Raw genomic sequence first — 23,751 nt, 5'->3', positions numbered from 1 at the left:
GGGGTCAACCTTACGCTGCCTCCGCCACCCCGGCCATCATCAGGCCGAGGCGCCGCTCGTCCGCCTCGGCCGGGGCGACCTCGCCGACCAGACGGCCATCGAACATGACGAGGATGCGGTCGGACAGGGCGCGAATTTCGTCCAGCTCCACCGACACCAGCAGAATCGCCTTTCCCTGGTCGCGCAGGGCCACCAGACGGCGGTGGATGAACTCGATGGCGCCGATGTCCACGCCGCGGGTGGGCTGGCCGACCAGCAGCAGGTCGGGGTTCCGCTCCATCTCGCGGGCCAGCACGATCTTCTGCTGGTTGCCGCCGGAAAAGTTGGCGGCGGGCAGGCGCGGGTCGCGCGGCCGCACGTCGTAGGCGTCCATCTCCGCGGCGCAGCGGTCGAACAAAGCACGGCGGTCCATCAGGAGCCGCCCATTGAAGGCCGGATCGCCCTGATGACCGAGGATCGCGCACTCCTGCGCCTCGAAGCTCGTGACGAGGCCAACGCGCTGCCGATCCTCCGGCACATGGCCGACCCCGAGCGCGCGCAACCCCCGCGCGGTGAAACGGTCAGGCTGGTTCGCCAGTTCCTCCCCGCGCAGGCGGACGGAGCCGCCGGCCAGCGGGCGCATCCCCGCCAACGCCTCCAGCAGCTCGGACTGGCCGTTGCCCGACACGCCGGCGATGCCGACGATCTCCCCGGCGCGCACGGTCAGCCCGACGCCCTTGACCCGCTCCACGCCGGCGCCGTCCCGCACGCGCAGGCCGGCGACCTCCAGCACCGGCGCACCGGGGCGGGCCGGCGCCTTCTCCACGCGCAGCAGCACCTTGCGCCCGACCATCAGCTCGGCCAGTTCCTCGCGGCTGGTGTGGGCTGTGGCGACGTTCGCCACCACCTGCCCGCGGCGCATGACCGTCACGTTGTCGGTCAGCTCCATGATCTCGCGCAGCTTGTGGGTGATGATGACCACCGTCTTCCCCTGCTCGCGCAGCGCGCGGAGGATGCGGAAGAGGTGGTCGGTCTCCTGCGGGGTGAGGACACCCGTGGGTTCGTCGAGAATCAGGATGTCGGCGCCGCGGTAGAGCGCCTTGAGGATCTCCACCCGCTGCTGCGCCCCCACCGGCAGCTCGCCGACCGGGCGGTCGAGGTCCACCTCCAGCCCGTAGTCGCGGGCGAGCCGGATCAGCTCCGTGCGCGCCCGCGCCATCCCGGCGGCCAGGGTGACGCCGCCCTCCGCCCCCAGCAGCACGTTCTCCAGCACGGTGAAGGGATCGACGAGCATGAAATGTTGGTGGACCATGCCGATCCCGGCGGCCAGGGCGTCGCGCGGGCTGCGCACCGCCACCGGGCGGCCGTCCACCAGGATCGTGCCGCCATCGGCGGGCAGATAGCCGTAGACGATGCTCATGATCGTCGACTTGCCGGCGCCGTTCTCGCCGATCACGCCGTGGATGGTGCCCTTCGGCACGGCCAGCGACACGTCGCGGTTGGCGTGGTTGGCGCCGAACCACTTGTTGACGCCGCGGGTTTCCAAGGCGGGGGGGAGTTGGGGCATGGAATGTCTTTTATGGAGAGGTTCTTGCCCCCACCCTTCCCACGGCTTCGCCGCGGGCCCCTTCCCTCCCCCGCTTCGCAGGAGAGGGAGCTTAGTTCCCTCCCCTGCGAAGCTCTCGCGCAAACCGGAGGTTTGCGCTGACGCGGCAGGCGGACCTTCGGTCCGCCGAGAGCGGGGGAAGGTTAGGGAGGGGGCAACCGTTCGCTGATCAACCCCTCACGGCTGATACGGCTTCACCGCCAGCTCGCCCGCGATGATCTTGTGCTTGGCGTCCTCGACGGCCTTCTCCATCTCCGCCGTGACAAGCTTGCGGTTGTTCTCGTCGAGCGCGTAGCCGACGCCCTCCTCCTTCAGCCCGACGACGCGGTGGCCGGCCGTCCAGCTTCCGTCCTTGGCCGACTTCATGCAGTCGTAGACGGTCACGTCCACGCGCTTGACCATGGATGTCAGGATCTTGCCCGGGTGGATCCAGTTCTGGTTGCTGTCCACCCCGACGCCCAGCTTGCCGGCGTCCGCGGCGGCCTGGAGCACGCCCAGCCCGGTTGCCCCGGCCGCCGCGAAGACCACGTCGGCGCCGCGCCCGAACTGGCTCTTGGCCAGCTCCGCACCGCGGGTGGGGTCGTTCCAGGCGGCGGGGGTGGTGCCGGTCATGTTGGTGAAGACCTCGCCGTCCGCCTTCACATGTTTCACGCCCTGCTCGTAGCCGGTCTGGAAGTTGCGGATCAGCGGGATGTCCATGCCCCCGATGAAGCCGACCTTCCCGCTCTGCGAGGCCAGCGCCGCCAGCATGCCGACGAGGAACGACCCCTCATGCTCCTTGAAGGTCACCGACTGGACGTTGGGCAGGTCCAGCTTGTCGTCGATCAGGCAGAATTTCGTGTTGGGGTACTCCCGCGACACCTTGTCCACAGCGGCGGACTGGGAGAAGCCGACCGCCGTGATGACGGTGGCGCCGCGCCGCGCCATGTTGCGCAGCGCCTGCTCGCGCTGGCTCTCGCTGGTGACCTCGAACTCGCGGTAGACGATCCCGGTCTCCTTCTTGAAGCGCTCCGCCCCGTTGTAGGCCGCCTCGTTGAAGGACTTGTCGAACTTGCCGCCCTGGTCGAACACCACCGCCGGCATGAACTCGTCCGCCGCCAGGGCGGAACCCGCGGCGGGAACGGTCGCCGCCGTCAGCGACAGGGCCAGGATGGTCAGAATGCGCGTCATCGTCATCGTTCCGCTTTCCCCGTTCCGGTTCGCCCGCTTGCCGGGTCGTGGCGTTCAGGATAGCCGCTCCTCCCCTCCCGCGACAGGGGGCACATGGCGGGGGATCGCCGCCGCAGGTCACAGCCCGGACGCGACCTCACCCCGCGACGCCGGTTGACGGAAGGGCGGTGGCCCGCTATCACGCCCGCCATTGCCCGGAGGAGGGGCCCGGAGGAGGGGAATCGCAGATTGGACGAGGTGATCGGCGTGCATGGTCTGGTGGTGCTGCTGCAAGGCATCGTCCTTGGAATCGCCATCGCCGCCCCCGTCGGTCCGATCGGCCTGCTCTGCATCCGGCGCACGCTCCAGCACGGGCCGCTGATGGGCTTCTTCACCGGCTTCGGCGCCGCCGTGGCCGACACCATCTACGGCGCCATCGCCGCCTTCGGTGTGTCCGCCGCCCTGGACTTCCTTCAGGGGCATGAGATCGCCTTCCAGCTCGTCGGCGGCATCTTCCTGATCGTCGTCGCCATCCGCACCTTCCGCCAGAAGCCGGAGGAGGAGGAGCGCGAGGCCGCCAGCGCGCCCGACACCCCGTCCTTCCTCGGCGGTTTCATGACCGGCCTGTCGCTGACCCTGACCAACCCGGCGACCATCATGGCCTTCATCGCCATCTTCGCCGGGTTCGGGCTGGGCGGCAATCTGGGGCGGGTCGACGCCACCACGCTGGTGGCCGGCGTCTTCATCGGCGCCTCGCTGTGGTGGCTCACCTTGTCCATGGGGGTCGCCGCCGTGCGCCACCGCATTTCCGACCGCGGGCTGACCCGGTTGAACCATTGCACGGGGGTGGCGCTGGCGGCCTTCGGCCTCTGGGCGCTCGGCATGGCCGTCACCGGCATGGTCGGCTGGGCCATGGGGTGAGCCTTACGGGCTGAGCCCTAAGGATTGAGCGGGGCCCCCGCCACCGGCGGATCGTCGCCCGTCCCGCGGGACGATTTCTGGGCGCGGCGGATGCCGTGGAAATGGCTGACCAGCCGGTACAGGTACAGACCGACCAAGACCACCAGCAGCCCCACGGTGAAATAGCCGACCATGCTGTGCGCGAAGGGCCAGCGGGACAGCATGTAGCCGGTCCAGGCGAGCAGCAGCGTCCACAGGATCGACCCGGCCCCGGAATACAGACAGTAGAGCGGGATCGACATCCGGCAGGCCCCCGCCGGGATCGAGATCAGCGTCCGCACCCCCGGCACCGGCTGGGTCAGGAAGACGGCGATGCCGCCGTGCTTTCCGAACCACTCCGTGCTTCGTCGGACCTTCTTGGGGTGGATCGTCAGCCAGTGCCCGTAGCGTTTTAAAAAGGCCTCCAGCCGGTCGCGGCCCATCAGCCGACTGGGCAGGAACCACACCAGCTGCCCGGCCAGCGAGCCCAACCCTCCGGCCAGGGCGACGCCGAGCAGATTGTACTCGCCCTGCGCCGCCGCGATGCCGGCCAATGGAATGACCGATTCCGCGGGAACCGGCGGGATGACCCGCGCCAGGACCAGCAGCAGGAAGATGCCCACGTAGTTCATCGTGTGCATCACATCGACCAGCCAATTGGTCAGTCCGCCAGCCATTTCTGCCCACCCAGATTTTAATCCTTCGAAAAACAAGCCGGCGGGCCGTCGGTTCCTGAACGATGTCGCGGCGTGAAACCGCATGTCACATTCAGATGAGAAATGTTTGGATATAAAATAGGTAAGAGACTTACACACTCCTGTATGCAGTCGATGGTCTCCGTTCGATACCTGACATGGCACATCCAATCCGCTATGTCAAAAAAGAGAGAACCGCCATGCTTCTAAGCAACCTCAAGATATCCACGAAAATCTTGTCCATCATCGTCATGCTGGGAGCCATCTGCGCCGGCATCACGGCCGCGTCGGTCTCCGGATTGGACGCGCTGAGCCGCGCCACCGACGAGATCAAGGCTTCCGGCGATGACATGAGGCTCGGCGCACGGCTGAATCGCTTGGTGGTCGAACTGCTCCGCGACGAATACCGCCTTGCCGCCAACCCTGCCGACCTGCCGGAGGTCCTGCCCTCCATCGCGACGAGCAGCGAATCGCTGTCCACGAACCTCACCAGAGTCAAGGAGACCGCCGACCTCGAACAGAAGCGCTTGCTGGCAGACTTCGAAGCGGCGCTGTCGCTCTACAAGACTCACTTGGAACAGACCCTGGCCATCGCCCGTCAGATCAACGCGAAGGGCGCCGTCGGATTCCATCAGGACATTCTCTCATCGGTCAAGAACAGCGCCGTCGCCGCGCGGAAGCTCCAGGAGCTGAGCGTCAAATACACCGCCTACACCGACGACAAGGCGTCACGGCTGTCCGACGACGCCTCCCAACTGGCGGAGCGGCGGTCCGTCCAACTCATCGCCGCCGCCGCGGTCGGCATTCTCGCCGGCCTGCTGCTGGGCTGGCTCATGTCGCAGTTCGGCATCGTCCGCCCGGTGACCGCCATCGTCGCCTGCCTGCGTGGGCTGGCCGACGGCAAGCTGGACACCGAGGTGTACGGCACCGACCGCAAGGACGAGGTCGGCGCGATCGCCGCCACCGCGGATGTGTTCAAGCGCAACCTGCTCCAAAGCCGCGCGATGGAGCGCGAGGCCAAGGAGGCCGAGGCGCGGTCCCAGGCGGAAAAGCGCGCGGCTATGCTCGCGCTGGCCGGTCGCTTCGAATCGCAGGTGGGCGTCATCGTGAACGACGTCGGCGGCGCCGCGACGGAGCTTCAGGCCACCGCGGCGCAGCTCGCCTCCGCGGTCGAGGAGGTCGGCGCCCAGTGCAACGCCGTGGCCGGCGCGTCGGAGGAGGCCAGCGCCAACGTGCAGACCGTCGCCTCGGCGTCGGAGGAGATGTCCGCCTCCATCCATGAACTGGCCGAGCGCGTGACCCGCGCTGCCGCCCGCTCCAAGGCCGCGGCGGAGGGGGCCAATCTGGCCCAGACCCAGCTCGACTCCCTGTCCGCCGCCATCGAGCAGGTCGACCAGATCGTCGCCTCCATCAACGCCGTCGCCGCCCAGACCAATTTGCTGGCGCTCAACGCGACCATCGAGGCGGCCCGCGCCGGGGAAGCCGGCAAGGGCTTCGCCGTGGTGGCGAGCGAGGTCAAGAACCTCGCCAACCAGACCCACGCGATGACTGAGCAGATCGGCAACCAGATCGCCGCGGTGAAGAACGCCTCCGGCCGGACGGTGGAGGCGATGCGCGCCATCATCACCCAGGTCGAGGACATCGACCGCTCCACCGCGGAAATGGCCGCCTCCGTCGAGCAGCAGAGCGCGGCGACCGGCGAGATCAGCCGCAACGCCCAGCAGGCCGCCAACGGCACCGCGGAGGTGTCCAGCAACGTCGCCGGCATCCAGCAGGCGGAGTCGGAAACCAGCGCTGCCACCCACAGCGTGAAGGAGGCGGCCGACCAGTTGGCCGAGCGCGCGTCCAGCCTGAAGCGCGAGGTGGATCAGTTCCTGGCCGACGTGCGCGCGGCGTAACCCGCCGCGCGTTTCCCAAGGCCCTCAGCCCCGGGTGCCGCCCGGCGGTGGCGGCGGCGGGGCGCTTTCCGCCACGGCGGCGCGGCCCGGATCGCGTTTCTGGCATTCCAGCAGGATGTCGCGCGCGATCGGCGCCGCCGCGGTGGACCCGCCGCCACCATGCTCCACGAACACCGCGCAGGCGTAGCGCGGGGAACTGACCGGCGCGTAGGAGATGAACAGCGCGTGGTCGCGCTCCCGCCAGGGCAGGTCCTCGTTCTTCTTCACGCCGGTGCTGCGCTCCGCCATGGTGATGCGGCGGACCTGGGCGGAGCCCGTCTTGCCGGCCATCTCATAGCCGGGTTCGGTGATGCGCGACTTGTAGGCGGTGCCGTTCGGCGCGTTGGTCACCTCGTAGAGGCCGCGCAGGACGAGGTCGAGATTCTCCTTCTTCACCCCGATCGGCGGCCAGCTCGTCTGCTCGCCCGACAGCGCCTTGATCTGCTTGGTCAGGTGGGGCTTCACCGCGAAGCCGCCGTTGGCCAGCCGAGCGGTCATGGCGACGAGCTGCATCGGCGTGGACAGCACATAACCCTGCCCGATCGCCGCGATCAGCGTCTCGCCCTGCGCCCAGGGTTTGCCCAGGGCGCCCTTCTTCCAGTCGATGGAGGGAATCAGGCCCGGCCGCTCGTGCGGCAGGTCCAGCCCGGTCAACTGGCCCATGTCGAAGCGGTTGGCCATTTCGGCGATGCGGTCGATGCCGATGCGCCGCGACACGTCGTAGAACCACACGTCGCAGGAATGGCGCAGCGCGCCGACCACGTCCACCGTGCCGTGCCCGCCCTTCTTCCAGCAGTGGAAGCGGTGGTCGCCAAGGTCCATGTGGCCCGGGCAGAACACCGAGTGGTTGCGGCTGATCAGGCCGGACTCCAGCGCCGCCAAGGCCACCACCGGCTTGAAGGTGGAGCCCGGCGGGTACTGCCCGGCCACCGCCTTGTTGTTCAGCGGGGTCGCCTGGTTGGACAACAATTCCTCCCACAGCTCGGCGCTGATGCCCATGGTGAACTGGTTGGGGTCGTAGCTGGGGTGGGAGCACAGGGCGTAGATACCGCCGGTGTGGACGTCCATCACCACGGCCGATGCGCTGACCTCCTGCGCCAGCCGCTGCTGCACGAATTTCTGCAGGCCGATGTCGATGGTCAACTGGACCTCGCGGCCCGGCTGACCCTCGTCGCGCGACAGCTCGCGGATGACGCGCCCGACCGCGTTGACTTCGAGCTGGCTGGTGCCGGCCGTGCCGCGCAGCGCCTTCTCGTGGTACTTCTCCATCCCGGCCTTGCCGATGCGGAAGCCCGGCAGCGACAGCACGGGATCACCGTTCAGCTCCGCTTCCGACACGGCGCCGACATAGCCCAGGATGTGGGCGGTCGCCTCAGCCTCCGGGTAATGGCGGATCTCGCCGACCTCGATGGCGACGCCGGGCAGGTCCGGCGTGTTCATCTCGATGGTGGCGACCTGTTCCCAGGTCAGGTTCTCGCGCACGGTGACCGGCACGAAGCGGCGCTTGCGGTGCAGCTCGCGCATCACGCGGCGGCGGTCGCCGTCGGTCAGCGGAACGATCTTGGAGATCTTGTCGAGCGTGTCCTGGATGTTGCGCGTGCGCTCCGACACCACGACGACGCGGTAATTCTGCTGGTTCACGGCCAACGGCGCGCCGAACCGGTCGACGATGGTGCCGCGCGACGGGGCGACCAGCCGCAGGCTGATGCGGTTCTCCTCCGCCAGCATGGTGAAGCGCGCGGACTCCACCACCTGCAGGTAATAGAGCCGCCCGACCAGAGCGGACAGACCGGCGAGCTTCAGCCCGCCCAGCACGGCGGCGCGGCGGGTCAGCAGGCGGTAGCGGTCGGTGTCGCGGTCCATCGCAGTCAAAGGCTCACATCCCCTGCCAGATCATCCCTGCCGGCTATCCCTGCCCTCACCCCAGTCCATCAACCCTGAAGAAACGCGCGGTGCACGCGGATCAGCATCCAGGCGATGGCCGGAAAGAAGGCCATGGTCAGCAGCGCCTGGAACAGGGCCGGCCGGAACGGCAGCACCGTTGCCTGAAGCGCCGAAAAAGCCAGCCACTGGATGCAGGCCACGCCCATCATGACCAGCCCGAAGCCGAACCACATCAGGGCGAAGGTGCTCGACGCCAGCACGCGCCGCTGGCTGGACACCGCCCAATGGACCAGCACCAGCACCAGCGCGTTCACCCCCAGCGGTCCGCCGGTCAGCAGGTCCTGCAGCAGACCGATCAGGAAGGCGGTGCCCGGCCCCATCAGGTCGGGTCTATGGATCGCCCAATAATAGACGGCGATGGCGGTCAGGAAAGGCGCCACCGACGCATAGCCGGGCAGCGGCACCGGGATCATCCCGGCCAGCGCCAGCATGACCGTCACCGCGAAGGGTGCGAGATTCCGCCCGGTCTTGTCCAGCCGCTGCCACAAGGTCAGCGTCATTTCGACTCGGATGACGGTTCCGACTCGCTTCCCGGCAAGCTGAATTCGACCAGCTGCAGGTGCTCGACCCGCGACAGATCGACGTTCGGCTGCACCCGGACGCCACGTTCACCGGCCGAGGACACCACGCCCACCGGCAGGCCCGGCGGGAATTGCCCGCCGTGACCGGAGGTTACCACCCGCTCGCCCACCTGAACCGGCGCTTCCGGCGGCAGGTAGAGGAGCCGGGTCTGGTCGGAGTTGTCGCCCGCCATCACAGCCCGCTGGCGCGAGCGCTCCAGAACCACGGGGATGCGCGTGTTGATGTCGGTCAGCAGGAGGACGCGGGCTGACCACTCCCCGACCTCGATCACCCGGCCGACCAGTCCGCTGCCGGCGATGGCCGCCTGCCCCTTGCGCACCCCGTCGCGGCGACCGGCGGTGACCACCAGCGTCCGGAGGAAGGAACTGCCCGGAGCGGCGATGACCCGCGCCGTGATGAAGGAGGAGGACGGCTCGGGCGTCGCCTTCAGCAGCGAACGGAGGCTGATGTTCTCAGCCTCCAGCCGCAGCGCCGCCTGCTTCCACTGCAGCAGCCGCGCGTTCTCCGCCTTCAGCCGCTGGTTCTCCTCGAAGGCGTTCTGCACCTCGACAACCGACTCCACGACATGGGCGGCGGTGGCGGCAGGGCGCGAGATCGCGTCGAGGATCGGGGCGAAGGCGTCGGTCACCCGGGCGCGCGCGCTGTCCACCGACAGCGCGTCGATCCGGCCCACCATCATCAGCGCGACGGAGGCGAGAACCAGCAACAGGAAGGAGAAGCGCTGGGCGAGCGCCCGCAACGGGGCGGCAAGGCGCACGACGGAACCGGAATTGCGAGGCTTCACAGGATCATCCCGTCCAGGTACGCGATCCGCCCCCGGCTAGGCCGACGAATGGACGAACCACCGGGGGAACCCAACCGAGCAATACACCAATCAGTAGGCGCTGACCAAGACGTTTCGCAGCGTCTTCATCTCCTCCAGCGCCCGCCCGGTGCCCAGCGCGACGCAGGACAGCGGGTCGTCGGCGATCGACACCGGCAGGCCCGTGGCGTGGCGCAGGACGAAGTCCAGATTGCCCAGCAGGGCGCCGCCGCCGGTCAGCACGATGCCCTTGTCCACGATGTCCGCGGCCAGTTCCGGCGCCGTGTGCTCCAGCGCGACCTTCACCGCCTCGACGATGGCCGACACCGGCTCCGCCAGGGACTCGGCGATCTGCCGCTCGGAGATGATGAGTTCCTTGGGCACGCCGTTCATCAGGTCGCGGCCCTTGATCTCCAGGATGCGGCCCTCGCCGTCTTCCGGCGGGCAGGCCGACCCGATTTCCTTCTTGATCCGCTCCGCCGAGCCTTCGCCGACCAGCAGATTGTGGGTGCGGCGGATGTAGCCGATGATGGCCTCGTCCATCTTGTCGCCGCCCACGCGGACGGAACGGGAATAGACGATGCCGCCCAGCGACAGCACGGCCACCTCGGTGGTGCCGCCGCCGATGTCCACGACCATGGAGCCGGTCGGCTCCGTCACCGGGAGCCCGGCACCGATCGCGGCGGCCATCGGCTCCTCGATCAGGAAGACGCGGCGGGCGCCGGCGGCCTCCGCCGATTCCTGGATCGCGCGGCGCTCGACGGCGGTGGAGCCCGACGGCACGCAGATGATGACCTGCGGGCTGGCGAAGCTGCGCCGGTTGTGCACCTTGCGGATGAAGTGCTTGATCATCTCCTCGGCGACTTCGAAGTCGGCGATGACGCCGTCGCGGAGGGGGCGGATGGCCTGGATGTTGCCCGGCGTGCGGCCCAGCATCATCTTCGCCTCGTCGCCGACGGCCAGCACCTGCTTCTTGCCGCGGACGTTGGCGATGGCCACGACCGAGGGTTCGTTCAGAACGATGCCGCGGCCCTTGACGTAGACCAGGGTGTTGGCCGTCCCCAAATCGATCGCCATGTCGGCGGAAAGCACGCCGAGGAGTTTGGAAAGCATGGACCCGACTAACTCTTCAATGCGGTTGAGACGGCCTTGCCGGCGATGTGCCCGCTCCGGTGCGGAGGGCCACGCCCGCCAACGGTTCCATAGACGAATGCCCCTTCGCGCTCAAGCGGAGAGTGCAACCGGCACGCCTTGCCGAACCCTGTTTCCGGCGCCCGTGGGGCGGACGCCGGCGCCGGTCCGGCGCTCTGGTCGATGGGAGGCGGTCCTTGAGGCAAGGCCGGTCCCGGCGGAATGTCCAGTTCCCGAAGTCCTGGCGGAACGCCGTCCTCCGGTGCCCGCCACACTGCCGCGTCAGGGTTAATTTTCCGTCAACAGGAGGCGGAAACCTCCGGCGTCCGGCCAACCGCTCCGTTCGCGGCGGGGGTATCCTTTATGCCGATTCCCGACCCGCCGCAACGGCTTTGTGTCCGGTCTGAAACCGCTCCGGCGCCCCGCCCCCTGGCCTCGATGCCGGCGTCAATGATGGGCGGATTTCGCCGCTTCCGCGGCCTTCATCTTGGCCCCGTGATGATCGCCTTCCAGCCGGTCCATCAGGGCGAGCAGGACGCCCGACACCACGAAGGTCATGTGGACGATGACCATCCACATCAGGTTCTCCTTGCCGGTGTTGTCGATGTTCATGAAGCCCTTCAGCAGATGGATACCGGAGATCGCCACGATGGAGGCGATCAGCTTCAGCTTCAGTCCGCCGAAATCGACCTTGCCCATCCAGTCCGGGCGGTCCTTGTGGTCGGCAACGTCGATCTTGGACACGAAGTTCTCGTATCCCGAAAAGATCACCATCAACAGCAGGTTGCCGGCCAGCGACAGGTCGATCAGCGTCAGCACGGCCAGCAGCACGTCCTTTTCCTGCATCTCCAGCACATGCGGAACGATGTGGAAAATCTCCTGCGTGAACTTCGCCAGCAGAAGCACCAGCGACACGACGAGCCCCAGATAGAAGGGGGCGAGCAGCCAGCGGCTGGCGAAGATGATCTGTTCGAAACGGCGTTCGATCATGACGGTCGGCGTCCGTGATTGGTCATAAGGGGTAACAGCGCCGGACTCTTGCCATTTCGCAGATGCGAAATCAACCGTTCCCATGCCGCGTCCGCCACGCGGGATTGTTGGAAGAAAGCTGGTTCGCGGCGCCACGAAACGGTAACGTCCCGGCCGTCCGCCGCACCGATAAGGCCCGCCCCCATGAAGAACCCCGCCCCGCACATCGTCACCGCGTTCGAAGACGCCATGAAGCGGCTGAAGGCCAGCATCGTGCAGATGGCCGGGGCGGCGGAAACCCAGCTCGACGGCGCGCTGACCTGCCTGACCCAGCGCAACCCCGAGCAGGCCCGCGCCATCGTCGAGTCCGACGCGCGCCTCGACAGCTACGAGCACGAGATCGAGGCGAACTGCATGCGCATGCTGGTGCTGCGCCAGCCGGTGGCCGACGACCTGCGCGAGGTGATCGCCGCCCTGAAGATCGCCGGCAATCTGGAGCGCGTGGGCGACCACGCCGCCAACACCGCCCGCCGCGCCGTCGCCGTGGCGGAGTTCCCCGAATCCCCGGCGATGAGCACCCTGCCCAACCTGGGCCGCCTCGTGCGCCAGCGCCTGACCACCGCGGTGGACGCCTATGTGGACGGCGACGTCGAGCTGGCGCTGCGCGTCTGGCGCACCGACGACGAGGTGGATGCGCTCTACACCAGCCTGTGCGAGAGCATCAACCAGTCGGCGGCCCGCTTGCCGGAGATGTTCACCGCCCACATGCACCTGCTGTTCATCGCCAAGAGCCTGGAGCGCATCGGCGACCACGCGACCAACATCGCGGAGGTGGTGCATTTCGTGCACACCGGCCGGCCACTGCTCGACGAGCGGCCGAAGGCGGACCGGTCGCGGGGGGATGTGTGAGGCTTCCCAGGCGGTTGCACTTGCCCCCACCCTAACCCTCCCCCGCTTCGCAGGGGAGGGAACTGCCGCCGCTTCGCATCGTCTCCCTCCCCTGCGCAGCTCTCGCGCAAACCAAAGGTTTGCGCTGACGCGGCAGGCGGACCGAAGGTCCGCCGAGAGCGGGAGAGGACCGGGGTGGGGGCAAGACCGTGCAGAACTCCCAAAAACGAAAAAGCGCGCCTCGCGGCGCGCTTTCCCGTTTCTCGATCCAGGAACCGATCAGTTCTTGGACTTGTCCACCAGACGGCGCTCGGCGATCCAGGGCATCATGGCGCGCAGCTTCTCGCCGACCTGCTCGATCGAATGCTCGGCGTTGCGGCGGCGGGTCGCCTTGAAGGACGGCTGGCCGGCCTTGCACTCCAGCATCCAGTCGCGGACGAAGCGGCCGGTCTGGATGTCCTCCAGGACGCGCTTCATCTCGGCCTTGGTCTCCGGGGTGATGATGCGCGGGCCGGTCTTGTAGTCGCCGTACTCGGCGGTGTTGGAGATCGAGTAGCGCATGTTGGCCATGCCGCCCTCATACATGAGGTCGACGATCAGCTTCACCTCGTGCAGGCACTCGAAATAGGCCATCTCCGGGGCGTAGCCGGCCTCGGTCAGCGTCTCGTAGCCGGCCTTGATCAGCTCGGTCAGGCCGCCGCAGAGCACGGCCTGCTCGCCGAACAGGTCGGTCTCGCACTCTTCCTTGAAGGTCGTCTCGATGATGCCGGCGCGGCCGCCGCCGATGGCCGAGGCGTAGGACAGGGCGATGTCCAGCGCGTTGCCCGAGGCGTTCTGGTGAACGGCCACGAGGCAGGGCACGCCGCCGCCGCGCTGGTATTCGCCGCGGACGGTGTGGCCGGGGCCCTTCGGCGCGATCATGAACACGTCGAGGTCGGCGCGCGGCTCGATCAGGTTGAAGTGCACGTTCAGGCCGTGCGCGAAGGCGAGCGCGGCGCCTTCCTTCAGGTTCTTGGCGAGGTCGTCGCGGTACAGGTCGGCCTGCAGCTCGTCCGGGGTGAGGATCATCACCACGTCGGCCCAGGCGGCGGCCTCGGCCGGGGACATGACCGTGAAGCCGGCGTTCTCAGCCTTCTTGATGGTGGCCGAGCCGGGGCGGAGGGCGATGCGCACGTCCTTCACGCCGCTGTCACGCAGGTTGTTGGCGTGGGCGTGGCCCTGGCTGCCGTAGCCGACGATGACGACCTTCTTCCCCTTGATCAGGTTCACGTCGGCATCACGATCATAATAGACGCGCATGGTGGTCTTCCTTGGATTTTTCGATCTGGTGGTGCGAGTTTTGCGCAGCGGAATTACTCCACCGGCGAAAGGGCCGCGTCAAGCAGAACACTGTTCGATAGACTGATAAAGGACGGCGGGCTGGGTTGTCCCCCCATCATCCCTGGCCGTCATGAGGCCGGGATCAGAACCCGGTGGCCCCCTTCGACATGGCGACGACGCCGGTCCGGCTGGCCTCGACGAGGCCGAGATGGGACATCAGCCCGACGAAATCGTCGACCTCCGCCGTCGTGCCGGTCAGCTCGAACACGAAAGAGGTCAGGGTGGCGTCCACGACCTTCGCCTTGAAGATGTCGGCCAGGCGCAGCGCCTCGATGCGACGCTCGCCGGTGCCGGCGACCTTGACCAGCGCCAGTTCGCGCTCCACCGACGGCCCCTCGTCCGTCAGGTCGTGCACCTTGTGCACCGGCACGAGGCGGTCGAGCTGGGCCTTGATCTGCTCCACCACCATGCGGGTGCCGGAGGTGACCAGCGTGATGCGCGACAGGTGGTCGGCGTTGTTCACCTCCGCCACCGTCAGGCTTTCGATGTTGTAGCCGCGGCCCGAGAACAGGCCGATGACGCGGGCCAACACGCCCGGCTCGTTGTCCACCAGCACGGCGATGGTGTGCTTCTCGATCTTTTCTTCCACGATCCGTACTCCGCCAGAGGGCCTTCAACCGTTCGTCTTGGTCGCCGCGATCAGACCAGCACCATGCCGTCTTCCGGCGTGGCGTCGGACGGGCTGTCCTCCGGACCGAACAGGATTTCGTTGTGGGCCTTGCCGCCGGGGATCATCGGGAAGCAATTCTCCTTCGGGTCCACGGCGATGTCGACGATGCAGGGACGGTCGGTGACCGCCAGCATCTTCTCGATGACCTCGTCCACCTCGGCCACCGTGGTCGCGCGCAGGCCGACGCAGCCCCAGCTTTCCGCCAGCTTCACGAAGTCGGGCAGCGCCTCGGAATAGCTGTTGGAGTAGCGGGAGCCGTGCAGCAGCTCCTGCCACTGGCGCACCATGCCCATGTACTTGTTGTTCAGGATGAAGATCTTGACGGGCGCGCGGTACTGCACCGCCGTGCCGATCTCCTGCATGTTCATCAGGAAGGACGCCTCGCCCGACACGTCCACCACGATGGCGTCCGGGTGGGCGATCTGGGCCCCGATGGCCGCCGGCAGGCCGTAGCCCATGGTGCCCAGGCCGCCGGAGGTCATCCAGCGGTTCGGCTCGTCGAAGGGCAGGAACTGGGCGGCCCACATCTGGTGCTGGCCGACCTCGGTCGTCACGTAATGGTTCTTGCCGCGCAGCGCCTCGCGCAGCCGCTCCAGCGCGTACTGCGGCTTGATGACCGCCTCGGTGCGGTTGTAGTTCAGGCAGTTGCGGGCGCGCCAGCCCTCGACCTGACCCCACCACTCCTTCAGGGCGGTCTGGTCGGCGCGCTTCTGGCGGGCCTTCCAGATGCGGATCATGTCCTCCAGAACGGCGCCGGCGTCACCGACGATGGGGATGTCCACCGCGACGTTCTTGTTGATCGAACTGGGATCGATGTCGACGTGGATCTTCTTGGAGCCCGGCGCGAATTCCGACAGCTTGCCGGTCACGCGGTCGTCGAAGCGGGCTCCGATGTTGATCATGACGTCGCAGTTGTACATGGCGAGGTTTGCCTCGTACGTGCCGTGCATGCCCAGCATGCCCAGCCACTGCGGGTCCGACGCCGGGAAGGCGCCCAGCCCCATCAGGGTCGAGGTGATCGGGAAGCCGGTCATCTTCACGAACTGGGTCAGCAGCTTGGCCGCGATCGGGCCGGCGTTCACCACGCCGCCGCCGGTGTAGAAGATCGGGCGCTTGGCGGTGGCGATCAGCTCGATGGCCTCCTCCACGCGGGCGATCTCGGGCTTCACCTGCGGGCGGTAGGTCTTGTGCTTCACCTCGGTCGGCGGGATGTAGGTGCCGTCGGCGAACTGCACGTCCTTCGGAATGTCGACCAGCACCGGGCCGGGCCGGCCGCTGCGCGCCACGTAGAAGGCCTCGTGCATGGTGCGGGCCAGCTGGTTGACGTCCTTCACCAAGTAGTTGTGCTTGGTGCAGGGGCGCGTGATGCCGGTGGTGTCGGCCTCCTGGAAGGCGTCGTTGCCGATCAGGTGGGTCGGCACCTGCCCGGACAGGCAGACCAGCGGAATGCTGTCGCACAGCGCGTCGAGCAGGCCCGTCACGGCGTTGGTGGCGCCGGGGCCGGAGGTCACCAGCACGCAGCCCACCTTGCCGGTGGAGCGGGCGTAGCCTTCCGCGGCGTGCACGGCGGCCTGCTCATGCCGGACGAGGATGTGCTTGATGTCGTTCTGCTGGAAGATGGCGTCGTAGATCGGAAGTACCGCGCCGCCCGGATAACCGAAGATGATGTCGACGCCCTGATCCTTCAGGGCCTTGATGACGATCTGCGCGCCGGTCAGCTTCTGTTCGGGCATAGCTCACGACCTTCCAATGGGGGCCCCTCTTTTCACGGGCGGCCCTGTTCCTTCTCAAACCCCGGCGATGGCCTGCTGGGAAAACAAGGGGTTATCCCCAAAGGCGAAGGCCGGGATCGGCAAACTAGACAATCCGCCGGTCCTCGGTCAACCCATTTTGCGAATGATCGAAAAGATTTTTTGCCGCAGTTTTTCCAAATATTTCGCAAGCTGGAAAGACCGCCCTCCCCGCAACGCCGGCCCCAAACGCAAACGGCCTGCCCCTGCGGGTGCGGAGGCAGGCCGTTGCGCAAGGAGCGGCGGGGCTTACGCCGCGACGGTCTGGAGCAGGCCGCAGAGGCGGCGGATGCCTTCGCGGATGCGTTCCGGGTTGTTGTTGGAGAAGCTGAGGCGCAGCGTGTTCTTGCCCGAGCGGTCGGCGTGGAAGGCCGAGCCGGGAACGAACGCGACGTTGGCGTCCTTGATGGCGCGGGCCAGCAGGTCCACCCCGTCGGTGCCCTCCGGCAGCTCGATCCAGACGAACATGCCGCCTTCCGGCTTGGTCCAGGTCACCCCCGCCGGAGCGAACTCGGCCAGCGCGGTCAGCATGGCGTCGCGGCGCTCCTTGTAGCCGGCGCGCAGGCGGCGGATGTGGCTGTCGAAGCTCTGCGACACCACGTCGTGCAGCACGATCTGGTTGATGGTGCTGGTGTGCAGATCGCCGGCCTGCTTCATCAGAACCAGCCGGTTGATGACCTCGGCCGGGCCGTTGACCCAGCCCACGCGCAGGGCCGGCACCATCGTCTTGGAGAAGGAGCCGCAGAAGAGCACGTTGGTGATCTTGCCGCCGTTGCGGGCGGCGTCCAGCGCGACGATGGACGGGATCGGCTCGCCCTCGTAGCGCAGCTCGGTGTAGGCGGCGTCCTCGACGATCGGCACGCCGTGCTTGGCGCAGAGGTCCAGCAGCGCCTCGCGGCGGGCCAGCGAGATCGTCGTGCCGTTGGGGTTCTGGAAATCGGGGACGAGGTAGAAGAACTTCGGCTTCTGCTCCAGCGCCGCCTCCACCGCGGCGAGGTCAGGCCCCTCTTCGTCGCCGGGAACGGAGAGGTACTGCGGCTCGTAGGGCGAGAAGGCCTGGAGCGCGCCGAGATAGGTCGGGCGGGTGACCAGGATCTTCTCGCCCGGCCCGATCAGCAGCTTGCCGACGAACTCCAGCGCCTGCTGCGACCCGCTGGTCACCAGCACCTCGTCCAGCCCGGCCTGGATGCCGCGGCGGCCCATGTAGGCGCAGATCCACTCGCGCAGCGGCGTGAAGCCCTCGCTGATGGTGTACTGAAGCGCGCCGCCGGCCCCACCGTTGGACTGGAAGATCTTCTCATAGGCGCGGGCGATGGCCGCGGTCGGGAAGAAATCGGGGTCCGGGATGCCCCCGGCGAAGGAGATGATTTCCGGCCGCTCGAGCAGCTTCAGCAGCTCCCGGATTTCCGAAGCTCCCATACCGGCGACGCGACCGGCAAACACGTTTCCCCAATCGACCGTCACTTTCAATCCTCCTGAGGGTCAACGACGCAACGTCGTTTCAAGATAGGTCAGTATTGCTTCACTAAGCGGTCTTGAGTAGAGCGAATTGATCGTATGGCAGCCATGCAGCGCGGAGGCCGGAGGCCGGGCCGCGAGCTGGTGGCGGAACCAGGTGACCTGCCTCTTCGCGTAGCGGCGTGTCGATTGCTGAGCCAGCGCAATGGCTTCGTCGAGCGTCAGCGCGCCGCGCAGATGGTCGCGCAGCTCCGGCACGCCCAGCGCCTTCATCGCCGGCAGATCGGGGTCGAGGCCGAGCGCGTCCAGACGCCGGACCTCCTCCAGCGCCCCCTGCCCCATCATCACGCGGAAGCGGCGGTCGCAGTTGGCGTAGAGCGCGTCGCGCGGCGGGTCGAGCACGAGCACGGCGAAGGCCAGCCCCTCCGGCGCACCCTCGGCGCGCTGGGTCTGCCAGTGGGACAGCGGGTGGCCGGTCGCCTCCAGCACCTCCCAGGCGCGGGTCAGGCGGGTGGTGTCGCCGGGGTTCAGCTTGGCCGAGGCGGGGTCGCGGCGGACCAATTCCTCGCGGAACGCCTCGCCCCCCAGGTCCCGCAGGCGGGCGTGGGCGGCCTTGCGGACCTCGTCGGAGACGGCCGGGACGGCGCTCAACCCTTCCATGAGCGTGCGGAGATAGAGGCCGGTGCCGCCGACGACGATGGGCAGGCGCCCGGCGGCGTGCGCCTGGGCGATTTCGCCCAGCGCCATGTCGCGCCAGCGCGCGGCGGACCCGCGCTCCGCCGCCGGCAGCACGCCATAGAGCCGGTGCGGGGCCAGCGCCAGATCCTCCGCCCCCGGACGGGCGGTCAGCACGTCCAATTCGGCGTAGAGCTGCATGCTGTCGGCGTTGATGACCGTGCCGTTGCGCGCCAGGGCGATGTCGAGCGCCATGCCCGACTTGCCCGAGGCCGTCGGACCGCCGATCACCACCACATGCCGGTGCCGCACATCCCGGTTCCGCGGGCTGTCCTCTGTCATGTCGCCTTGCCTGACGTTCCTCCGGCTACAGCGTATGGCAGGGGAAGGCTTCGCTTGGCAAGGCCGACCGGTGCGGCGCCTCAGCGAACCGTGATCGTCCCGGTCATGCCGAAGCTGCTGTGCAGCGGTTCGTGGCAGGCCAGATCATAGGTGCCGGCATGGATCGGGATGAACTCCACCACATCGGTCTGGCCGGCGGGGAGTTCCAGATTCACCAGGGCCGGCGTCTCGACGGCCCCTTGCCCGGTGGTGACCCGCCGCACCGCGATGGCCTTGAAGAAGCCGTCCGAGGTGAAGGTGTGCGCGACGGTCCCGCGGTTCTCCAGCGTCAGCCGGTAGGGCGTTCCCCGTTCGAAGGCCAGTCGGTCGGGCTGGAACCGGAACTCGTCCAACCGCACGGTCACGGGGCGGGCCTGCGCCCAATCCACCGCCGCGACGCGCGCCGCCACGTCACCGACATAGCCGGGCGGCGGACGCTGCGCCAGATCGGTCCCGGCGCCGCATCCGGCCAAGAGCAAGGCCAGGATCGGGGTGAAAGCGAGAATGGACGGGGTGTGAAGGGTGGCAGGCCGCTGGATCATGGACGAACCCTCCCGCGATTTGAGCGGAAACGCGGCGGCAGGCGCTGAGGTTCACGGCGCGGAATGTCTATGACGCTTGGCGGAGTGGGTTGGCGCAAACTCCCGGCTGTGCTAGGGAGCGCGCGCGCCCTTCCCCACGGCTCTTCCAGGATCGCCCGCCATGAGCGCTGTCGTTACGCTGATCGCCGCCGCCTCCGCCGTTCTCGACGAGCAGGCCGTGCAGGCCGCCCGCGCGTCCCTGACCGCGCTGGGGGCCGACACCGCAAAGCCGGACTGGCTGGCGCCGGACCGCGCCTGCGACATCGCCGAGGAAGGGCTGGTGCCTGAGCAGGCCGAAGCCGCCGTGCGCCGCGCGCTGGCCAATCTTGTGCCGGGCGGGCTCGCCGTGGACGTCATCGCCCAGAAGCCGGGCAACCGGAAGAAGCGCCTGCTGGTCGCCGACATGGAATCGACGATCATTGAGCAGGAGATGCTGGACGAGCTGGGCGATTACGTCGGGCTGAAGGACCACATCGCCGCGATCACCGCCCGCGCCATGAACGGCGAGATCGACTTCAAGGGAGCGGTGCGCGAGCGGGTCGCCCTGCTCAAGGGCCTGAACGAGAGCGTCGTCGACGAGGTGTGGCAGCGCGCCACCCTGATGCCGGGCGCCAGGACGCTGGTGTCCACCATGCGCGCCAACGGGGCGACCTGCGTGCTGGTCTCCGGCGGCTTCCGCTGCTTCACGGAGCGGGTGCGCCAGTGGGTCGGCTTCGACGACGACCGCGGCAACGTGCTGGAGGTGGTGGACGGCGTCATGACCGGCGCGGTGATCGAGCCGATCCTCGACAAGGACAGCAAGCTGGAGGCCCTGCTCGCCTACGCCGGGGAACGCCATGTCCCGACCGTCGAGACCATGGCCGTCGGCGACGGCGCCAACGACCTGCCGATGCTGCTGGCCGCCGGTCTGGGCGTCGCCTTCCACGCCAAGCCGACGGTGGCCGCCCAGGCCCGCGCCCGCGTGGATCACGGCGACCTGACCGCCCTGCTGTTCGCCCAGGGCTACCGGATCGGGGAGTTTGTGGAGGGCTGACGGCCCGCCTCCGCAACGCCACAAAGCGAAAGGGCACCGGCGGTCTCCCGCCGGTGCCCTTTTCGTTTGGGAATGGCTCCCGGATCAGCCCTGGCTGAGCGGGATGGCGACGAAGCGCAGGTCGCCGTGACGGTCCACCAGCAGCAGGATGGACTTCTTGCCCTGCTCCTTGGCCTTCTGGATCTTGGCGGTCACGTCCTCCGGCTTGCGGACCTCCTCCTGGCCGACCTCGATGATGACGTCGCCGGCGCGGATGCCCTTTTCCGACGCGGTGGAGTTGCCCGCCACCTCGGTCACCACCACACCCTTCAGCTCGGGCTTGATCTCGAACTGCTGGCGCAGCTCCGGCGTGATGTTGGTCAGCTTCAGACCCAGCGTCTCGGTCGGCTTCTGGGCCGGGGCCTGCTGGGGCTGGCGGCGCTGCTCGTCCGGAGCGGCGGCGAGAAGGCCCGACTCCTCGGCGGCCTCAAGCTCGCCCACCTTCACCTGAAGCTGCTGCGACTTGCCCTTGCGCCACACCTCGACCGGGACGGCCTTGTCGATCGGCGTCTCGGCGACAACGCGCGGCAGGCGGCGCATCTCGTTGATTTCCTTGCCGTCGAACTTGGTCACCACGTCGCCCGCCTGGATGCCGGCCTTGGCCGCCGGACCGTTCGGGGTGATCGAAGCGACCAGCGCGCCCTTGTGGCCCTGCAGGCCCAGGCTCTCGGCGATCTCCGGGGTCACGCCCTGGATGCGCACGCCCAGCCAGCCGCGGCGGGTCTTGCCGTACTCGCGGAGCTGCGCGACCACCTGCTTGGCGAGGTTGGACGGGATGGCGAAGCCGATGCCGACCGAACCGCCCGACGGCGAGAAGATCGCCGTGTTGATGCCGATGACCTCGCCGTTCAGGTTGAACATCGGGCCGCCGGAGTTGCCGCGGTTGATCGAGGCGTCGGTCTGCAGGAAGTCGTCGTAGGGACCGGCGTTGATGTCACGCTGGCGGGCCGAGATGATGCCGGCGGTGACCGAGCCACCCAGACCGAACGGGTTGCCGATGGCCAGCACCCAGTCGCCCACGCGCATCGCGTCCGAATCGCCGAAGGGAACGGCGACCAGTGGGTGGCTGGTGTTGATCTTCAGCAAGGCGACGTCGGTCTTCGGGTCCTTGCCGATCAGCTCCGCCTTGATGTTGGTGTCGTCCTGCAGGATGACGGTGATCTCGTCGGCGTCCTGAATGACGTGGTTGTTGGTGACCACGTAGCCGTTCTTGGCGTCGATGATGAAGCCGGAGCCGAGCGAGGTCGACTTGCGCGGTTGCTGCGGCTGGTCCTGCTGCTGGCGGTCGAAGAAGTCGCGGAAGAACTCCTCGAACGGCGAGCCCGGCGGGAATTGCGGCATCTCGGGACGGGAGCCCTGCTGGCGCTGCGGCACCGCCTGGCTGGTCGAGATGTTGACCACGGCGGGCAGCAGCTTTTCCGACAGGTCGGCGAAGCTGGTCGGCGCCGGGCGCGACTGCGCCATGGCGGGGGTGCCGACGGCGGCGGACAGCCCCAACAGGAGAGCGGCGATCAGCGGCACGACGCGCAGCCGGCGGCCCAGCGACCGGTTGCCCGCTTCGCGGCCGGGCTCGGCGCGGTGGATGGGGTGGTTCGGGTTCAACTCAGCTCTCCCTGCCGGACATCCGGCACCTTCTTGTTCCAATCGGCCATCTGTTCCAATCGGCTCGCGGTTTCATGCGAATCGCGGTCCGAGGGGGCGCTTCACCGATCCGTGTGCCGGATGTAATCCCCGCGCCTCACCGCTTCAAGCAAAGGCGCACGGGTCCCATCCGTCACGGAGGACGCGCGAGTATAGAAGTCGGAGTATGGCCGGAAAATGGCGGCGCGGTCCAGCGACGCGCGCGGCAAAAGCGTGTCAGGCGCCGCGCAGAAGCCAGACGAATCCGACGCCGGCCAGCGCCGTCACCAGCCCGACGGCGCGCAAACGGTTTTCCGGCATCGTCAGCGCTTCGACGATCAGACGCCGCATCGCGGACGGGAACAGCGCGTAGAGCACGCCCTCGATCACCAGGACCAGGGCCAGCGCGGTGAGGAAATCCGTCATCGGTCGGGCGGCACTTCCGGCTTGAAGACGCGGGTGGAGGCATGAAGACAAAATTGGGGTGGGAGAACGGGAGCCCCCACCCCACCCCCTCCCCGGGATCCGGGGAAGGGAAATCGAGCGCGACGTCTTACTGCTGCTGGGCGGTTGCCGGAGCCGGGGCCCGCTGCGGCGCCGGAGCGCTGCCGGAGGCCGACCCCGGCTGGCCGTTGCCGCCTCCGGTGATGTCGCCGAAGTAGCGGAAGAACTCGCCGGTCGGGGACAGCACCATGGTGGTGTCGTCCTTGTTCAGCGACTTCCGGTAGGCTTCGAGCGTCCGGTAGAAGCTGTAGAACTGCGGGTCCTGCGACGTCGCCTCGGCGATCAACTTCAGCGCCTGGTTGTCGCCTTCACCGCGCAGGATCTGCGAATCGCGCTGCGCTTCGGCCAGGATGACGGTGCGCTCGCGGTCCGCGCGGGAGCGGATCTGCTGCGACTGCTCCTGACCCTGGGCGCGGGCCTCGGCGGCCTCGCGCTCACGCTCCGACCGCATGCGGGCGAAGATCGACTGGCTGGTCTCCTCCGGCAGGTCGGCGCGGCGGATGCGGACGTCGACGATCTCGATGCCGAAGCGCTTCGCCTCGTCGTTCACCTGCCCGCGGATGTCGTTCATCACGCGCGGACGCTCGTCCGACAGGATGGCGAGCAGCGTCACGCTGCCGAGGACGCGGCGGAGCGCCGAGTTCACGATGGCGTTCATCCGCGTCTCGGCCACCGCCTCGTTGCCGGCGGTCTGGTAGAAGCGCAGCGGGTCCAGGATGCGGTAGCGCGCGAAGGCGTCCACGTCCAGGCGCTTCTGGTCGGCCAGGATGACCTGCTCCACCGGCGGGTCGAGGTCGAGCACGCGGCGGTCGAGGATGCGGACTTCCTGGATGAAGGGAACCTTGGCCTTCAGGCCGGGTTCGCGGATGACGCGCATCGGCTCGCCGAACTGGAGGACGAGCGCCTGCTGCGCCTCGTTCACCGTGAACAGCGAGGCCGAGGCGAGCACGCCCGCGGCGAGGATGCCGATGCCGGCGACCAACAATGTGCGGTTCATGG

General features: G+C 68.1%; 21 protein-coding genes. 4 read left to right on the top strand and 17 right to left on the bottom strand.

Translation table 11 applies throughout. The features are described 5' to 3' along the window. Nucleotides 1-10 precede the first annotated feature (10 nt). Complete coding sequence (locus H0B54_RS16810) at nt 11-1,546, bottom strand: ABC transporter ATP-binding protein (RefSeq protein WP_188261275.1); 1,536 nt, start codon at nt 1,544-1,546, stop codon at nt 11-13. Nucleotides 1,547-1,762: 216 nt separating this feature from the next. Further along, entirely contained in the window at nt 1,763-2,761 is a 999-nt protein-coding gene (locus H0B54_RS16805; RefSeq protein ID WP_211109415.1) for a BMP family lipoprotein, read from the bottom strand. Between the two features lie 231 nt (nt 2,762-2,992). Here H0B54_RS16805 and H0B54_RS16800 point away from each other — a divergent pair, with 231 nt between their 5' ends. Continuing rightward, nucleotides 2,993-3,655: a LysE family translocator gene (locus H0B54_RS16800; protein WP_343068964.1), complete on the top strand. Its 663-nt coding sequence runs from the start codon at nt 2,993-2,995 to the stop codon at nt 3,653-3,655. A gap of 17 nt (nt 3,656-3,672) precedes the next feature. Here H0B54_RS16800 and H0B54_RS16795 read toward each other — a convergent pair whose 3' ends face one another. Then, nucleotides 3,673-4,350 carry a DedA family protein gene (locus H0B54_RS16795; RefSeq protein ID WP_188261272.1) on the bottom strand — a complete coding sequence of 226 codons (678 nt, stop codon included), beginning with the start codon at nt 4,348-4,350 and terminating at the stop codon, nt 3,673-3,675. Nucleotides 4,351-4,604: 254 nt separating this feature from the next. Between H0B54_RS16795 and H0B54_RS16790 the strand changes: the two genes are divergently transcribed. Further along, entirely contained in the window at nt 4,605-6,266 is a 1,662-nt protein-coding gene (locus tag H0B54_RS16790) for a methyl-accepting chemotaxis protein (RefSeq protein WP_188261271.1), read from the top strand. 24 nt (nt 6,267-6,290) lie between these two features. On the opposite strand, the gene mrdA is transcribed toward H0B54_RS16790, so the two are convergent. From mrdA to H0B54_RS16765, 5 genes are all read right to left on the bottom strand, one after another. Further along, on the bottom strand, nt 6,291-8,168 hold the full coding sequence (gene mrdA / locus H0B54_RS16785; RefSeq protein WP_094304387.1) for a penicillin-binding protein 2: 1,878 nt from the start codon (nt 8,166-8,168) through the stop codon (nt 6,291-6,293). Between the two features lie 68 nt (nt 8,169-8,236). Beyond that, nucleotides 8,237-8,749 carry a rod shape-determining protein MreD gene (gene mreD / locus H0B54_RS16780; RefSeq protein WP_035672710.1) on the bottom strand — a complete coding sequence of 171 codons (513 nt, stop codon included), beginning with the start codon at nt 8,747-8,749 and terminating at the stop codon, nt 8,237-8,239. Then, complete coding sequence (gene mreC, locus H0B54_RS16775) at nt 8,746-9,615, bottom strand: rod shape-determining protein MreC (RefSeq protein ID WP_094304389.1); 870 nt, start codon at nt 9,613-9,615, stop codon at nt 8,746-8,748. Before mreC ends, mreD begins: the two co-directional genes overlap by 4 nt. Before the next feature lie 90 nt (nt 9,616-9,705). Beyond that, entirely contained in the window at nt 9,706-10,746 is a 1,041-nt protein-coding gene (locus H0B54_RS16770; protein WP_014240000.1) for a rod shape-determining protein, read from the bottom strand. Between the two features lie 465 nt (nt 10,747-11,211). After that, entirely contained in the window at nt 11,212-11,754 is a 543-nt protein-coding gene (locus H0B54_RS16765) for a TIGR00645 family protein (protein ID WP_094304390.1), read from the bottom strand. Between the two features lie 183 nt (nt 11,755-11,937). Here H0B54_RS16765 and phoU point away from each other — a divergent pair, with 183 nt between their 5' ends. Then, the gene (gene phoU / locus H0B54_RS16760; RefSeq protein ID WP_188261270.1) at nt 11,938-12,642 is read left to right on the top strand and encodes a phosphate signaling complex protein PhoU; all 705 of its coding nucleotides are present in this window, start codon (nt 11,938-11,940) and stop codon (nt 12,640-12,642) included. 258 nt (nt 12,643-12,900) lie between these two features. Here phoU and ilvC read toward each other — a convergent pair whose 3' ends face one another. The 6 genes from ilvC to H0B54_RS16730 form a co-directional block, all read right to left on the bottom strand. After that, complete coding sequence (ilvC, locus tag H0B54_RS16755) at nt 12,901-13,920, bottom strand: ketol-acid reductoisomerase (protein WP_035672698.1); 1,020 nt, start codon at nt 13,918-13,920, stop codon at nt 12,901-12,903. Between the two features lie 163 nt (nt 13,921-14,083). Beyond that, the gene (gene ilvN, locus H0B54_RS16750; protein ID WP_094304391.1) at nt 14,084-14,590 is read right to left on the bottom strand and encodes an acetolactate synthase small subunit; all 507 of its coding nucleotides are present in this window, start codon (nt 14,588-14,590) and stop codon (nt 14,084-14,086) included. A gap of 50 nt (nt 14,591-14,640) precedes the next feature. Beyond that, entirely contained in the window at nt 14,641-16,404 is a 1,764-nt protein-coding gene (locus tag H0B54_RS16745) for an acetolactate synthase 3 large subunit (protein ID WP_188261269.1), read from the bottom strand. A 306-nt stretch (nt 16,405-16,710) separates the two neighbouring features. After that, a complete protein-coding gene (locus tag H0B54_RS16740) occupies nt 16,711-17,925 on the bottom strand; it encodes an aminotransferase-like domain-containing protein (RefSeq protein ID WP_343068960.1) in 1,215 nt (404 codons plus the stop codon). An 18-nt stretch (nt 17,926-17,943) separates the two neighbouring features. After that, nucleotides 17,944-18,936, bottom strand: a complete 993-nt coding sequence (miaA, locus tag H0B54_RS16735) for a tRNA (adenosine(37)-N6)-dimethylallyltransferase MiaA (RefSeq protein WP_188261268.1) — start codon at nt 18,934-18,936, stop codon at nt 17,944-17,946. Nucleotides 18,937-19,016: 80 nt separating this feature from the next. Next, nucleotides 19,017-19,517, bottom strand: coding sequence for a cupredoxin domain-containing protein (locus H0B54_RS16730; RefSeq protein ID WP_188261267.1), 501 nt, complete (start codon nt 19,515-19,517; stop codon nt 19,017-19,019). 160 nt (nt 19,518-19,677) lie between these two features. On the opposite strand from H0B54_RS16730, the gene serB reads away from it, so the two are divergent. Next, nucleotides 19,678-20,589, top strand: coding sequence for a phosphoserine phosphatase SerB (gene serB / locus H0B54_RS16725; protein WP_188261266.1), 912 nt, complete (start codon nt 19,678-19,680; stop codon nt 20,587-20,589). 84 nt (nt 20,590-20,673) lie between these two features. Here serB and H0B54_RS16720 read toward each other — a convergent pair whose 3' ends face one another. The 3 genes from H0B54_RS16720 to hflC form a co-directional block, all read right to left on the bottom strand. Then, nucleotides 20,674-22,230, bottom strand: a complete 1,557-nt coding sequence (locus tag H0B54_RS16720) for a DegQ family serine endoprotease (protein WP_188261265.1) — start codon at nt 22,228-22,230, stop codon at nt 20,674-20,676. A gap of 255 nt (nt 22,231-22,485) precedes the next feature. Next, nucleotides 22,486-22,674 carry a DUF2065 domain-containing protein gene (locus H0B54_RS16715; RefSeq protein WP_188261264.1) on the bottom strand — a complete coding sequence of 63 codons (189 nt, stop codon included), beginning with the start codon at nt 22,672-22,674 and terminating at the stop codon, nt 22,486-22,488. A gap of 127 nt (nt 22,675-22,801) precedes the next feature. Further along, a complete protein-coding gene (gene hflC, locus H0B54_RS16710; protein ID WP_094304400.1) occupies nt 22,802-23,749 on the bottom strand; it encodes a protease modulator HflC in 948 nt (315 codons plus the stop codon). Nucleotides 23,750-23,751 lie beyond the last annotated feature (2 nt).

Origin of the sequence: Azospirillum tabaci, assembly GCF_014596085.1 — a bacterium.
In the GTDB taxonomy this organism is placed as follows: Bacteria; Pseudomonadota; Alphaproteobacteria; order Azospirillales; family Azospirillaceae; genus Azospirillum; species Azospirillum tabaci.
This window is presented reverse-complemented; position numbering and strand designations above follow the sequence as displayed.